The sequence below is a fragment of the Wolbachia endosymbiont of Ctenocephalides felis wCfeJ genome, assembly GCF_012277315.1.
Taxonomy (GTDB): Bacteria; Pseudomonadota; Alphaproteobacteria; order Rickettsiales; family Anaplasmataceae; genus Wolbachia.
This window is the reverse complement of sequence record NZ_CP051157.1, coordinates 1053948-1068416: the sequence shown is the minus strand read 5'-3', so window position 1 is coordinate 1068416 and position 14469 is coordinate 1053948. Positions and strand designations below refer to the sequence as shown.

The 14469-nt window shown below is 34.9% G+C and carries 12 protein-coding genes; 6 read left to right on the top strand and 6 right to left on the bottom strand.

What is annotated here, in order from left to right; all coding sequences use genetic code 11:
* The first annotated feature begins 242 nt into the window (after positions 1 to 242).
* From HF196_RS05045 to HF196_RS05030, 4 genes are all read left to right on the top strand, one after another.
* Positions 243 to 3047, top strand: coding sequence for an ankyrin repeat domain-containing protein (locus HF196_RS05045; protein ID WP_168456090.1), 2805 nt, complete (start codon positions 243 to 245; stop codon positions 3045 to 3047).
* 146 nt (positions 3048 to 3193) lie between these two features.
* Positions 3194 to 3370, top strand: coding sequence for a hypothetical protein (locus HF196_RS05040; RefSeq protein WP_168456089.1), 177 nt, complete (start codon positions 3194 to 3196; stop codon positions 3368 to 3370).
* Positions 3371 to 3710: 340 nt separating this feature from the next.
* Positions 3711 to 4835 (top strand): molecular chaperone DnaJ, encoded by a 1125-nt coding sequence (dnaJ, locus tag HF196_RS05035; protein ID WP_168456088.1) that lies wholly within the window; start codon positions 3711 to 3713, stop codon positions 4833 to 4835.
* 250 nt (positions 4836 to 5085) lie between these two features.
* A complete protein-coding gene (locus HF196_RS05030; protein WP_168456303.1) occupies positions 5086 to 5604 on the top strand; it encodes a gamma carbonic anhydrase family protein in 519 nt (172 codons plus the stop codon).
* Between the two features lie 80 nt (positions 5605 to 5684).
* On the opposite strand, the gene HF196_RS05025 is transcribed toward HF196_RS05030, so the two are convergent.
* Positions 5685 to 5897: a hypothetical protein gene (locus HF196_RS05025; protein WP_168456087.1), complete on the bottom strand. Its 213-nt coding sequence runs from the start codon at positions 5895 to 5897 to the stop codon at positions 5685 to 5687.
* A 32-nt stretch (positions 5898 to 5929) separates the two neighbouring features.
* Here HF196_RS05025 and HF196_RS05020 point away from each other — a divergent pair, with 32 nt between their 5' ends.
* Complete coding sequence (locus tag HF196_RS05020; RefSeq protein ID WP_168456086.1) at positions 5930 to 6220, top strand: hypothetical protein; 291 nt, start codon at positions 5930 to 5932, stop codon at positions 6218 to 6220.
* A gap of 57 nt (positions 6221 to 6277) precedes the next feature.
* On the opposite strand, the gene HF196_RS05015 is transcribed toward HF196_RS05020, so the two are convergent.
* The 5 genes from HF196_RS05015 to HF196_RS04995 all read right to left on the bottom strand — a co-directional run bounded on the left by HF196_RS05015 (position 6278) and on the right by HF196_RS04995 (position 12753).
* Entirely contained in the window at positions 6278 to 7906 is a 1629-nt protein-coding gene (locus HF196_RS05015) for a recombinase family protein (protein ID WP_168456085.1), read from the bottom strand.
* Positions 7821 to 8054 carry a hypothetical protein gene (locus tag HF196_RS05010; protein WP_168456084.1) on the bottom strand — a complete coding sequence of 78 codons (234 nt, stop codon included), beginning with the start codon at positions 8052 to 8054 and terminating at the stop codon, positions 7821 to 7823. Before HF196_RS05010 ends, HF196_RS05015 begins: the two co-directional genes overlap by 86 nt.
* A 239-nt stretch (positions 8055 to 8293) precedes the next feature.
* On the bottom strand, positions 8294 to 9130 hold the full coding sequence (locus tag HF196_RS05005; RefSeq protein WP_168456083.1) for an ankyrin repeat domain-containing protein: 837 nt from the start codon (positions 9128 to 9130) through the stop codon (positions 8294 to 8296).
* A 417-nt stretch (positions 9131 to 9547) separates the two neighbouring features.
* Positions 9548 to 10987, bottom strand: a complete 1440-nt coding sequence (locus tag HF196_RS05000) for a helix-turn-helix domain-containing protein (protein ID WP_168456082.1) — start codon at positions 10985 to 10987, stop codon at positions 9548 to 9550.
* A gap of 464 nt (positions 10988 to 11451) precedes the next feature.
* Positions 11452 to 12753 (bottom strand): hypothetical protein, encoded by a 1302-nt coding sequence (locus tag HF196_RS04995; protein WP_168456081.1) that lies wholly within the window; start codon positions 12751 to 12753, stop codon positions 11452 to 11454.
* Between the two features lie 399 nt (positions 12754 to 13152).
* Between HF196_RS04995 and HF196_RS04990 the strand changes: the two genes are divergently transcribed.
* On the top strand, positions 13153 to 14175 hold the full coding sequence (locus HF196_RS04990; RefSeq protein ID WP_168456080.1) for an IS110 family RNA-guided transposase: 1023 nt from the start codon (positions 13153 to 13155) through the stop codon (positions 14173 to 14175).
* Positions 14176 to 14469 lie beyond the last annotated feature (294 nt).

The window sequence follows — 14469 nt, the reverse complement described above, 5'->3', positions numbered from 1 at the left end:
TTATATCAACTGTAATGTTTGATATTTTTAAAGTGTTACTTACATATTGGTTGCAGTTCATCTTACCCTTCTATTAATATATTATGGGAATATTTTAGTTGGTACTCCAGTAACTGTTAAATGCTTTATATGGTCTTATATAGGATTTTATGTAATTAGTGACGCAATAAGTTTATTATTTTTTTATGGAACCAACCTTTTTTTAGTTATAGTATGGCAAGATAAATAGTTGAGGTAAAAGTATGTCATCTGTATGGTCATTATTATCAGAAGCATTATGCAAAATAAATGAGTTAAATGAGAGTAATATAATTGAAAAAATAAAAGATGGATTAGGGATACACCCAAGCATATATCAGGAATGGGAAGGGAATAGCTTTGATATAAATCATGGGTTTGATAGTGGATTTACGTTGTTAACTGTAGCTGCTGGGGATGAGCTTACAGCAATAGCGAAGCTTTTAATAGGCAAAGGAGCTAATGTTAACGCTAAAAGAAATGACGGGTCGACTCCACTACATTATGCTGCGCGGAATGGTTGTATGGAAATAGTGGAAGCCCTACTAGAAAAAGGAGCAGATGTTAATGCATTAGGTAAAGATGATTTAGTACCACTACATTATGCTGCTATGAAGGGTGAGACAGAAACAGTAAAAGCCCTACTAAAAAACGGAGCAAATATTGATGCAGTAGATAAGAATAAGATAGTACCATTACACTATGCTGCTCAGAATGGACATACGGAAACAGTTGAGGTCCTACTAGAAGAAGGAGCTAATGTTAATGCAATGGAGGAAGGTGGTTGGATTCCTTTGCACTGTGCCGTTCGACATTGTCGAATAGAAATAGTAAAAAAACTTCTAGAAAAAGGTGCAACCGTTAACGCAGCAGATAGAGATGGAAAAGCTCCTTTACATCTTGCTGCTGATAGGAACCATATAGAAATAGTAAAGCTCCTCATAAATAATGGAGCAAATGTTAACACAGTGGATAAATGTGAACGCACTCCACTATATTGGGCAGCTCTTGAGGGCAATGAAAAAATAGTAAAATCTTTGCTTGCCAAAAAAGCAGATCCTTTACTTGGGAGCAAAAGTGTTAAAATGCTCAAACCCTTAGTTGAATTAATGAAAAATGGTAGCTTAAAGCCAGCAAAGCAGGGGCAAGTTGATGATGAATATGACTTGATAAAATATTCATTGCTACTTCGTAGCGATTCCCCTTTCATTGACGTTGTAGAAAGAGGCACATTTGATAAGTTAATACACCCATGGTTTTCTGAGACATCTGATTTAACAGAGGAGCAAAAGAAGTTAAGCAAAGAATTGCTAAGTATGCTTAAAGATATACCATATCTTGCTCGTAATGAGCATGAAAGTCAAATGAAAGCACTAGGTGATTTTTTACGTAAGAACGCAAATAATGGAGATCTGAAAAGAGTTCTGAATCTTCAAAGAGGAGAATTTAAGCTAACAATATTACATATAATGTCAAGTCTGGATTGGTATGAGGCAGGGGAATGTGTAAATTCGCTTGTGAAAGCAGGGGCTGATCCTAACATATGTGATGATACAGGGAAAACGCCTTTACATTATGCTGCTCGTTTTGGTTGTAGTACATTTATAAGTTTTCTCCTTAGCAAAGGAGATCTCAACGTGCCTGATAAAAAAGGAAAAACACCACTAGATATTGCAATTGAAAATCATAACTATCATGTTGAAGTGTGCTTTTTAACTGGTGAACAACAAGATTTAATGGAGAAATTATATAATAACATAACTGATCCTAATAAATTACAAGAGTTATTGAGTGAACATAAGAATAATCAGGATTTAAAAAAGTGTTTAGTTCTTCGTGATCGTGAAGGAAAATCGCAAATTCTTCAACATGCTAGGAATGTTTTATGCAATAATGGAACTCTTTGCAAAAGAATAGAAAGCTTATTGTTGGAAGCAGGAGCAATTGACTATAAAGGATTAGATGGGGAAGAGGATGTACCAAAATCTGATATTATCTGGGGTAATTTAATATCCTACCAAAAAGAGTTACTGAAGGAGTATTTAGACAAGGTAAATAAAGCTCAAAGTATGAGGGAATTGCAACAATTTGTAAATGAGGCCATAGCGAATGGTGTGAGGTTTAATTTTCTTCACCAAGGCAGTCTATATGGAGCAATATACGAAAGCAAGTATAGTTTCATGGATTGTGTAGTAAAAAGAATAAAAGAGATGAGTGAATCTAAATCAGAAAAAAATCCCGAAGTTGCTAGTAAAATAATATGTACATTAGTATCAAGAGGAGCAGTTTCATATAGCCTAAATAGTATAGTTGTGATCGATAAACTAGAATCAGAGTTGAAAGACCACAAGGATAATATGAAGAAAGCTTATTCAGACTATGTAAGTCGCACTAGAGAGTTTGCAAAAGTTGCGAGAAGTGCCGCTACTGGAGAGGTAAAAGATGCAAAATGTGATAATACCACTATCTACTTGGAATATTCGGGAAACAGTGCAGTACGCCCTGCAAAGATTACAAAGGGAGTAAGAGATCTAGGATTAATGCAAGAAAAAACAGGATATAGCAGGAGTATAATAAAGATAGGCAAGGATGAGGTAGAGGTTATAGAGTGTGAAGGTAACAGGCATTATACTGATCTTGCAGATGGTAGTGATATAGCATTAATTTTTTCTACTAGTTTGGGAGAATTAGAGGTAAGATTATATCCTGACAAACTGAATAAAGAACGAGTAATAGTAGAAGTCAGAGACCAAGAAAAGTTAAAGAAATTAAAGGATAGCAACGAAGAAATAGGAAAAAAGTGCTTTCTTGGCGAATTGTCAGTGTATGATGCCATTAAACAAGGATATTTTGAAAAACCTAAAAACCTACATAAGCTTTCTGATCAGCTTTCTGAAAAGATTATGCTACCTAAACAAGTTTTAGTAGAAATCTCAAAAGCAGTGGAAGGTTTAAATAGTGGTGATATGGTGAAGTTTGCACAAAGTAATAGATTCTTTCAAGGAGGGAGTGGGGGAAGAGGAGTATAGGCGAAAATGAAGTATCAGGGAGGTCCTGCTAAACAATCAATCAGAAAATGAAAGCCTGTGTTAGCATTTTACTAAAAACTTTATAATCTTGCTTGGCATAATCGTTTTTTAGTAGTAGATTAAATTAATTATGATGAGTGAGAAATATGGTTTTGAATACTGACAGTAAAAATCAACAAGTTGATACTAATTTGTCTGGTCCTGAGAAATTAAAGGGTTCTATTGATGAAGTAGCAGAGAAGAGGAGAAAAGTGAAATTTAATGAAAAAGTTAAAGTTCAATATATTCCACAGATAGGAAAGACGAAAATACCGGCGAGATAGGGTTTTACTGTTCATATAAAGCAAATACAGCACTTAATGATGTTCAGCAGATGAAACCCGCCAAACAAATGCGTACGCTGTAAACATAAGCTCAAGTTGAGAAAGCAGTTAACATTCTAAAGTTTTTTGTAAGTTCTCAATTAGGTGTGTCCCTTTACGTAAAAAGAAATTGACAAAACACGTTCAATATGTCTAATTTTGTTAAATTAACCACCAGGCGTAAGACGAGTTCTTTTTTGTAGCGTGAGGTGCATCCTATTTTTAAAATACATGGGAAGCTACACTTGAAATTGATATATGCAATACCTATCTTTAAGGGTTAAATACTGAACTATTGTATATGAACACAAAAGACTACTATGAGCTACTGGGAGTGGACAGAAATGCCAGTATTGATGAGATAAAAAAAGCGTATAAAAAATTAGCGCTAAAGTACCATCCAGATAGAAATCCTGGTAACAAAGAAGCAGAGGAAAAATTTAAAGAAATAACGGCTGCATATGAAGTCCTGTCTGACTCGGAAAAAAAGGCGGGTTATGATCGTTATGGCCATGAAGGTGCTTCTGGTGGGTTTGATTTCGGTCAGGGTTTTGGTTCTGCAGGAGATTTTAGCGATATATTCAATGACTTTTTTGGTGGAGGATTTGGTCGCTCAAGTAGGTCAAGGGCAAAAAAAAGCGCAACTGGAGTACCTGGATCAGACTTACGTTATGATCTCGAAATTACCTTAGAAGACGCATTTAAAGGGATAAAAGCGCCTATACATTATGTTACGAATGTAAAATGTGACGCATGTAAAGGTACTGGCAGTGAAGGTGCAATCAAGCCAGTTCAGTGTAATACATGCCAAGGAAGCGGTAGGATCAGGACTCAGCAGGGCTTTTTTACAATTGAGAGAACCTGTACCACATGTTATGGGGAAGGAGAAATAATACAAAATAAATGTAAAAAATGTGGTGGACATGGGCACAGAAGAGATGAAGTAAATATATCAGTTTCAATTCCAAAAGGTATAGAAGAGGGTGCTAAGGTCAGGGTAAGTGGTAAAGGAGAAGCTGGAGCAAGAGGTGGAAAGAATGGAGATTTATATGTATACGTTACAATCGCTCCACACAAAATCTTTACTCGAAATAAAGCAGATTTACATTGCAAGGTGTCTATCAGAATGACACTAGCAGTGCTTGGTGGTGAAATCGATGTGCAGTCAATTGATGGGGCTAAAATAAAAGTCAAGGTTCCAGAAGGCACTCAAACTGGTACCAAACTACGCTGTAGAGAAAAGGGTATGCCATATATGAATTCAAATGTACGTGGCGATTTGTATGTACAGGTAACAGTTGAGACTTTAGACCCAAAAAGTTTAACTAAAAAGCAAATTGAGCTGTTGAAAGCATTTGAGGCAGAGGAAAATGCAAATATGCAACGGCAATCTGAAGGGTTCTTTAGTAAAGTAAAAAAAAAATAAGAAATTTACTAAATAATGTTAAAAGTAGTTAATTACTATTAGTTTTTTGCTTTATCACCAATACCTTAGCGCACGGTTGTACGAGTTGTGGAAGGTCTAGATTCCAGCACCAGGAAGTGAACCAACATTACACGCTGGAATGACAGAGACAGACTACTTGGATGGTTATGAAAGAGGTCTGATGAAATTAAGATAAAACTTTCATATGTATGGTATAATGAATTTTACTGTAGATGTAATATATAAAATTGTGGGCCCAAACATTTTAAAATACAAAAATTATGAACCGAAAATAAACGAGAGTGCCTTCATTGCAGGTGGTTCGCATATCATAGGCAAGGTCGAAATAGGAAGGGATACGAGTATCTGGTTTAATTGTGTGGTTAGGGGAGATGTTGGATCGATCAAGATAGGCGATGAAACAAATATTCAAGATGGCACAGTAATTCATGTGGATAGACATCCAGGTGGTGATACAATTATTGGTAGTATGGTAACGATAGGACATTTTTGTATGTTGCATGCATGCACGGTACATGATAGGGCATTCATTGGCATGGGCTCTACCGTGATGGACCATGCAGTTGTAGAATCTGAAGCTATGGTAGCTGCTGGCTCGCTGGTAACACACGGAAAAGTGATAAAAAGTGGAGAAATATGGGCTGGCAGGCCAGCAAAATTCTTCAAAAAGATGTCAAGTGAGGAAATTGAACATATTAGACAATCAGCACAAAATTATGTTGCGTTAATGAGGGAGTATAAAAATTAAAGTGCATGTATCTGTTCAGGCAATGGCGTCAACTTAAGAGCCTCCGTTAGCAAATAAAAATGAAAATAAGGCTTATCTGTTTACGTGGGTGAACATAAGAAACCTCTTATTTTCGATTTTGCGTAAAAACGAAAATAAGGCTTATCTATTTGCGTGAATGAGCATAAAAAATCTCTTATTTTCGATTCTGTATAAAAATGAAAATAAGACTTATCTATTTGCGTAGATGAACATAAAAAACCTCTTATTTTCGATTCTGTATAAAAATGAAAATAAGGCTTATCTATTTGCATGGATAAACATAAGAAACCTCTTATTTTCGATTTTGCGTAAAAATGAAAATAAGGCTTATCTTAATGGTGATAGACTTCTTGCATTATGGTTGTACGAACATTGCAATCAGCAGGTAATTTGCGGGTGTCATCCCTTTAGCCTCTACGATGTCATCCTAGTAGCTAACACTGGGATCCATTCTTTTTTTCACTGGATTCCAGCATCACGTGCTGGAATGACAGGGTTTATGGTGTCATCCCAGTGCTACTTAATAATGTCATCCCAGTGCCCCGACACTGGGATCCACTTTTTCACTGAATTCCAACGTCATGCGCTGAAATGACAGGGTTGTGGATGTCATTCCCATATGTCTTTTTGTCATCTGAATGGCCCAACAATGTCACCCGAGTAGCTTAATAATGTCATCCCAGTGCTCCGACACTGGGATCCTATTATAATGTAGCACATTTTTTTTTTGCATTTCCATAGCCAGTTCTTGAAATCGAAACACTATGCGCATATCATCGTGGTTAATTTTAATGCTTCTCACTAAGTATAGAATTATACTTAGTTTAGTCTCCCAATCTGCTTGATCAAGTTCTGATCTAATCCCAGAGACAAAGCCTTCTATACTACCTATGGTAAAATCTAATTTCCTCTGCAGCTCCTTTTCATCGACCATTTTTTCCTGCTGCTCTCTAATTACTTTTAGCCTCTTCTCCATTCCCTCAACTTCTTGGTCATATTCCTCCTGGCTTATGTGTCCTCGAGCATAAACATAAGCTAGTCTTTTAATACCTTGTTCTAATTTGCCTCTTTCTTTTTCAAGCTCATCATTTGGTTGTCCATTTTTATGTTCTAAAAGCCTATGTTTATACTCCCTTGCAATTGCATCTGGACCCTTTAGTGTCTTTTTTATTTCGTCCCATACAATTATTTCTAGTATCTCTGCTCTGATTGATTTACTGTTACATACCCTGGTCCCACCGAAACGATTTGCATCTATTCCACTACAACGATAGTATCTGCTTCCTATAGCATTTCTTGCTATATAATAATTATATTTGCAATACCCACATGCTATTAGTCCTTGTAATAAATGCTTTTTTCCACTTTGTCGTACTCTTGCTCTCTCTCTATTTTCATCAAGTTGTTTTTGTACTATATTAAATAATTCGTCTTCAACTATCCTTGGTACTGGTATTTTTATCCGATCCTTTTCATCTGTACTATAAACAGAAAAGTTCAATTGCCGTATTTTCCACCTTGCTCTTATTTCTTGTTTTATTGCTCCTACCTTTGTCTTACCAAATTCCATTTTTCCTTTGTATGCTTTATTTCTCAATATTTTACTAATTGTAGATTTGCTCCATACTTCTTTGCCAGTAGGAGAAAGAATGCACCTATCTTGTAGTCGTTGTACAGCTTTGTGTAAACTTATTCTTTCTAAACCTATCCACTTGAATAGGTCTTTCACTACTTTTGCTTCCTCTTCATTTATTTCAATTTTTGTTTTTTCTCTGTCTAGATGCTTTATAAGGTAATAACCAAAAGACCTATGGCCCATTACACTCACACACCCTTTGCTTGCCCTATGAATTTTTCCCCTCATACATCGTTCTGATGTTACTCCAAGTTCATGCCTTGCTACTGCTCCTTTTATATCCACTAGCAAATTAGATGATGGAGTATCTTCAATCTTACAATCTAAAGAGATTATGTCTACTCCTACACTTTTGCATTTATCTATTATATTTCTTTGATCCCTACCGTCACGTGACAAGCGATCAAGTGAATGAATATATATCTTATTAATTTTTTTTTCTTCTACTTTACTAAGTAACTTTTTTAAACCCTCTCGCTCTAAGTTTGACCCAGTAAAGCCATTATCCTCAAATTTATTCTCATCTAGTAGCTTATGATTGTCTTGGGCAATTCTACGCTCAAGCTCTGCAATTTGACTCTCTATTGTATTCTTCTGCGCTTGGAGTTGCGATGAAACTCTTGCATACAAGGCCACTATTGTCATTTTTTTCTACCTCCTTTTTATTTAAAGATTCCTTTTGCTTTCTTTCAATCATCCGTCTTATTATTATTTCATAAGCACCTGATAAACACTTATCTGATGACTCATCTGGTTCATAATGACGGTGAATAGTAAATGTTCTTTTTTGCATGATTTTTCTCCTGTAAATATTTTCAGGAGCCTTATACCAAGTTTCTTTGATAATCGAACAAATAGAAAAGAGCTCTTTTTCCCTATAATTTAGGGAGTTAAGCGAATTTATCCATTTATTTTTCCAATTTTGGCTCCCTTTTTACATAAATTCATTTATCAGCTGCCCTTATGCAAAAAATGCAACTGTTATGCTAGCTACAGCCCTCCTAAGTTTTTAAAAAGGCTGCAGCTACTCTTTTACTCATCCATAGTTTCTACCTCCTCTTTTGCTAATCTGCTGCTTTTTTTAATATATTCCCTTTGTTTATTTACTATTTCTGCTGTTTTTAATACCTCCATTATTTCTTGATTGTGTCTAGCATAATCCATTGGTGTTTTTCCTATATTACATAGTACATTCGTGTTCGCTCCCCTCCTTATTAATTCTTTTACTATTTTTAATTCTTTTTCTCCTTTTGCTCTTAAGCATACTAGATGTAATGGGGTACATCCTTTTTCGTCTCTCTCATTTACATTTTCTACTACTTCTAGTATTGTTCTCACGTTTCCTACTTCTCTCATAAGTGCTGCATCATGTAAAGGAGTCCTTTTTATATTAACATCTGCTCCTGAACTTATTAATTCTTTTACTGCTTCTTCGTACCCCATAAAGCTTGCACGGTGTAATGCCGTACATCCCCCATCGTTTTTTGCATTTATTTCTGCTCCGCCCTTTATTAGTTCTTTTATGCTTTCTACCTCCCCATTTATTGCTGCTTCATGTAACGGTGTATCCCCGCTATCATTTCTTATATTTACCTCTGCTCCTTTTTCTATCAGAGCTTTTATATTTTCTACCTCTCCACGCAATGCGGCTAGGTGTAAGGGAGTATCCCCCATATCACTTTTGATATTTACTTCAGCTTCTTTTGCTATCAGCGCTTGTATTCCTTCTGCGTCTGATAGTTCAGCTGCTTGATGTAATATCGCAAGACCCCTTGAGTCTTTTTCATTAATATCACCAAATTGACCTTCTAATAATATTTTTAAATACCTACTAAAAGTATCTTTATTTTTTTGATTATATTTTACCATAACATACCCCACTATTCAATTTATTATTTTTCAGTTCCAGGCAAATTTCTTTTGTTTACCTGCACTTATTTAACTTATGGCCTTTTTGGCATGGAAACGGGTTTTTTTTTACACAACATGCATAAAACGCTGTATTAAGATATAAATACATATATTTAACATATTAGGTAAAAAGCAAACCTATAAGTTCCTTTTTCAGTTTTTCATTTTTCTGGATTTCATAACTACCCCATCAATAATTAAAACATAAAACTGCCTAATTTGGCCAACTTTAGCAAGAGGTAAATTTATTATGTTTACCCAGTGCTTCTTCAGTTATACCTGTTTTGATATCGGAAATGCAAGTTTTTTTTTCGTTAATTTACCTTGTTATTTAACTAAATATTAGCGAGATTATTAAGATGTAAATACATATACCTACTTTATTAAACAAACAATCTGTTTTTCCACCCATTTTCTATTCAAATGACGATGTTCGTGCCAGGTGAGGACTCCGGAATAAAATACTAAAATGTAATTTTCTAACTCGTGGATCGGATCTTTTTGTTTTGAATCTAAATCGTTTTTAAAATGAATGTAGTGTTTTGCTATACCATATCTTATAATTTTTTGATTGGTATGGTTTGCTGCTGTGTAATTATAGGTAACACTGAACCTTTCTAAAATTGGTTTGTATTTTAAATTCCATAGTTGCTGAGATAGCCTATCACTTCCCAATATAAATTTGTTACCTTCTTCTTCTACGCTAGCAACTGGAAAGCAAGCATTTATTTCACCTAAGTTCCAACTATCCGATAATACTATTTCGGCTTTGGCAAATTTAATTTCTGGTAGTAAACTTTGGGGTAGAGGATACAGTGTTTCGAAGTTGTACCATTGATGACCTCTTTCGTAGACGCATTTGTAACTCTTTGTGTGAGGCTCTGTTTCTCCAAGTATAGCTACATCTAAACGATATATGTCATTGCTGAAAGCTTGTTCATAATGGTTCCGTAGATAGCTATTTATAATTTCAACTAGTGGACCTCTAGAACTGAAGAAATTTATTCTTCCAAATGATAATACTGGTCCGTTTTTTTCGACCTTTGTACCAGAGTAGTCTGATAATAAGCTGCCAAATAAACTTTCATCATAATAATCTTTTTTTGTTGGTTCATGCATTAGGTCTTCCGCATCCTTTGATAATTCTTCTGCTATTTCATGTAATGTTTCACCTAAAATGATAACATTTCCCTGTTCACAGTTATATATTTTTGAACTTGATACACCTAGCTTTCCCGCTAAATATTCTTGTGTATATCCTCGTATTATCCTCCACTTTTTTATCTCTTCTCCTTCATCTTGACGCTTGGGTGGTTTTTTCTCTTTGTTATTGTACTCATCAGCTAATAAACCGGTTGCTTGGTAGATAACGTCAGCAGAAAATCCTACTTCAAGCATATTCCTTGCCATTTTTATTCTTGCTGTTTTTGCATTGCTTTCTTTTTGAGCTCGGACAGATTGTGTTAATGCATAGATTGCTTTACGTGACTCTCGCTCTCTTGTTTGTGTGTACCTTCCCATGAAATTATACATTATTTGGTCTTTAACCTTACCAAAACCGTTCTCTTTTAGCATTTTGCGTTTAGGGAATAGGCTTCTGACATCTAGAGCACTTGCTATTTTTTTTAATTCTCCAGTTGGAATGCCACATTTTCCTTGTACATACCTAAGTAGCGTGTAGTATCCTATGCCTGTTTTATTTGATAAATCTTTTACAGTATATTTTCGCTTTAATATCCAGCTTCTTATATTTTCGGCTATTTTGTATCTTGCAAGAATAGTATGCTTATTATAGCTATTATTACCAGTGGCCACTCTTTTTCACAAAAATAAACATTACACAGGTTAATATGAAATTTCTACTAAATGTTGACGTTAAACTTTAGGTTCTCTATTATGTCAAAATGTAGGGGATCGACAAGCTCGTCCTCGCGATATCGCATTTGAGTTTTAACGCTCGTTTTTCTTGAGAGGTTGATCTACTACACTAAAAACAGGTATTTTTAAAGCTTTTTATAGCAGTTAAATCTATGAATTCATTCGCTAGCCTTTTTAGGCATGTTACAGAGGTAGTTGTGAAAGGATGATCCAAACCTACACCTAAAGCCTTAAATGCGATTGTAGAGTTGTCTCTGGCGGTCGTTTTTTTCTTTTATGCACTATAAAGTTTAAAAAAGTAAGATTTATTAGCATGTTACTGTGTATATAGGCACCGATCAAATGGACATCAAAACCATCGCTAAATTTACAGGGCTGGCTACTAGTGAAATTGAGAAACTTTAAGAGGCTATAAGCTCCGGAATAGTGTGAAGGATCATATCGTTGTATTTTGTTAGGTAAAACTCATTATCTGCGTCTGTTATCTTATATTCTTTATCAATTTCAGCAGGATCATAAATTTGATATTTGCTTCCTGTATGGTAATTACAATGCATAAACATGCCATCTTGATTAAAATAGCCAAATTCATCGATTAATATGGCCATTTTTCTGCCTTTTCCAGCAGGTGTTAACTCGAACACCTCAGCCACATGTTTATCTAAATCTGGACCTAGTTCAAGAGACCCTTCTGCAATAAAGAATGATGGTCGATGGCTAAGTAGTTCCCCAAGACTGGGATTGTATTCTTTTTTTGTGCAACTTAAGCTTATGAATTTGTATTCATCTGGAACATTTGAGTACTGTGGATCATATTTTTTATACTCAAAGAATTCATTACCAAGAACATTACAAAAAGTTAGTTTGTAATCATTATCACCAAATTTGATAACTTTTAAATAATGGAAATCGCTGGGAATGACCACTGTCTCTTGCGTAACATGATTGCGTATGACTAATTGATCATCAAGCATGTAGTAACCTACTTTTGGTAGAGTGGCTATTACCTTATCATCCAAGGCAATATTTGCTTTATAAGTATTATCCCGTAATTCTTCTCCCTTTTGCAAAGTAAATTTCGGCTCTAAGCTGTCTATTATTGTTGATATATCACTTATTGTTAAAGGATCACATGTATTCAATGTGTACTGATTGTCACCATATACTGTAATAGGTCTTCCATTTTTATCTGATATATAGATAGTCTTAGAACAATCTATATCATTATCTTTTATTGTAAAATAAAGTTCGCCCTTTTCTTTCTTGATTTTTTCTAGTACTGGATCATTTTCACCATAAAAATTGATAAAGTTCAATTCCCATTTATTAGGTATTAGTTTGAGGTAATAAGAACCTATAACACCTGTTATTTTTCCAGATGCAGTGCGTACTTCATAGGATCTGAGTTCTTCTATAATATTATCCCTACTTCCACCTATCGTAGCTTCTTGTTCTATAATAAGGTCTTTTTCTTCATTACCTTTTTTTGCTTTCAGAGGTAAGTTTTTTTCACATAAAACTATTTTATCACCCTTCTTCCTTAAATTTAAGTCAATAGCATTCTGCACTTTGGCTGTACCAATATGTGATTCAATAGTGTATGCATCACCATTTCTTTTGAGTATGTAATATGCAGTAGGAAGCTTGAGTAGCTTTTTATAAATCGGATCTTTATTATCTGCTCTAAATGTATATTGTTCCATACTACTTTCAACAAATTTGCTTTGACAGCTTTTTTATCTTAAATAGCCGACAGTCTTTTGATTAATAGCACTGAAGCTTTTTGGAGAAGAGACGTCACTCATAAAACTCCTTGGCTTCTCGTTTCTAGCTACTATTCCTTGAGTGTTACTTAGATGCTCATTATTTGCTAATGCTCTTGTATCTTGAAGAAAGCATCTAATGTTTTAAGCTTAAGCATTAGATGGAGAAGGGAAGAACTCTGTTATAGCCCTTAGATATAAAATCTGTTAGCAAGGTAAGAGTTCCCTTCTCAAAAGTAGAGGCTGGACGGTATCGTAGAAAGACCTAAATGGTTCTAATTCTGTATCCACAAGACTAGCCTTACTTTTCATTTTTAATGGTAACGTATGGGGTTATATATGATCAATAACTTTTTGGGCATCGATGTATCAAAAGATCGCTTTGATGTTTGTCTCTCATTTATAAGTAAAAAAGGAAAACGTGAAACTAGGAGAAGGAACTTGAAAAACGATGATAGCGGATTTCAAGGTCTACTGAACTTTCTACAAAAACATAACGTAGAACAAGTGAAAGCTTGTATGGAAGCTACTGGCTGTTATAGCGAAGCTTTGGCTGAATTTCTGCATAATGCTGGACATTTTGTTAGTGTTGTCAATCCTTATTGCATTAAATCTTATGCGAGGAGTAAGCTTGCACGACAAAAGAATGATCAGATTGATGCAGAAATTATTGCTGATTATTGCCAAAGACAGGAGCCTTCACGCTGGACACCGCCTTCTCCTGAATTGAAAAAATTAAGACATCTTTATCGTTGTTTGGCTGCGTTAAAAGATGAATTGACATTAATGAATAATCATCTAGAAAACAAAGAGAGACTGCCTAAAGAAGTTGCAAATGCTTGGGAAGACCTTGCAATAAATATAGCTCAAAAAATAGAAACAATAAAAGACTCCATACGTGAATTATTAAAGCAGCACAAAGAATTGTTGGAAAATTTTCAACTTCTATTGACTATTCCAGGCATAGGAGAAGAATCAGCAATAGCTATTTTAGCTGAAGTTCCTGACATGGAGGCTTTTAGAGATGCTAGACAATTGGCAGCATACGCAGGAGTTACACCACGAAATATAACGTCAGGTTCATCTGTATATGGCAAACCCAGGTTAAGTAAATCAGGTTCACAAACATTACGAAAGGCTTTGTTCTTTCCTGCCATAGTAGCTAAGAATCACAATCCTATCATTATGAGTTTTTGCCAAAAATTAAAGGAAAAGGGTAAGCATAATATGGCCATCGTTGGTGCTGCAATGCGTAAACTTCTGCATATTATCTTCGGTACTTTAAAATCCAAAAGTGCTTTTAATCCTGATCATATCAAAAACTACAGAGCTAGGAGGTTGACTGAAGGTTTAATAATTTAAAATCAAAAGATGCTTCCATTTTATCTTATGTAAAATGGTATCATATACAAATTTATTGAATGTAATTGGTTAGTGTATATGTTGATAAGTAAATTTCTGCTGTCTTATATGTATAAACCAATTTACTTATCAACATAACTATAACTTGTATACCGCTATACAAGGCGTGAATTGGTAGTATTTTTTGATTTTACAATACAGCTTAGGCAATTTAGATCCAATTTTCATAATTTTCTTGTTGACTGGCGAGACGGTATCTACCAAGTAATTAGGTTAGCTATAGCAGTCAATCTA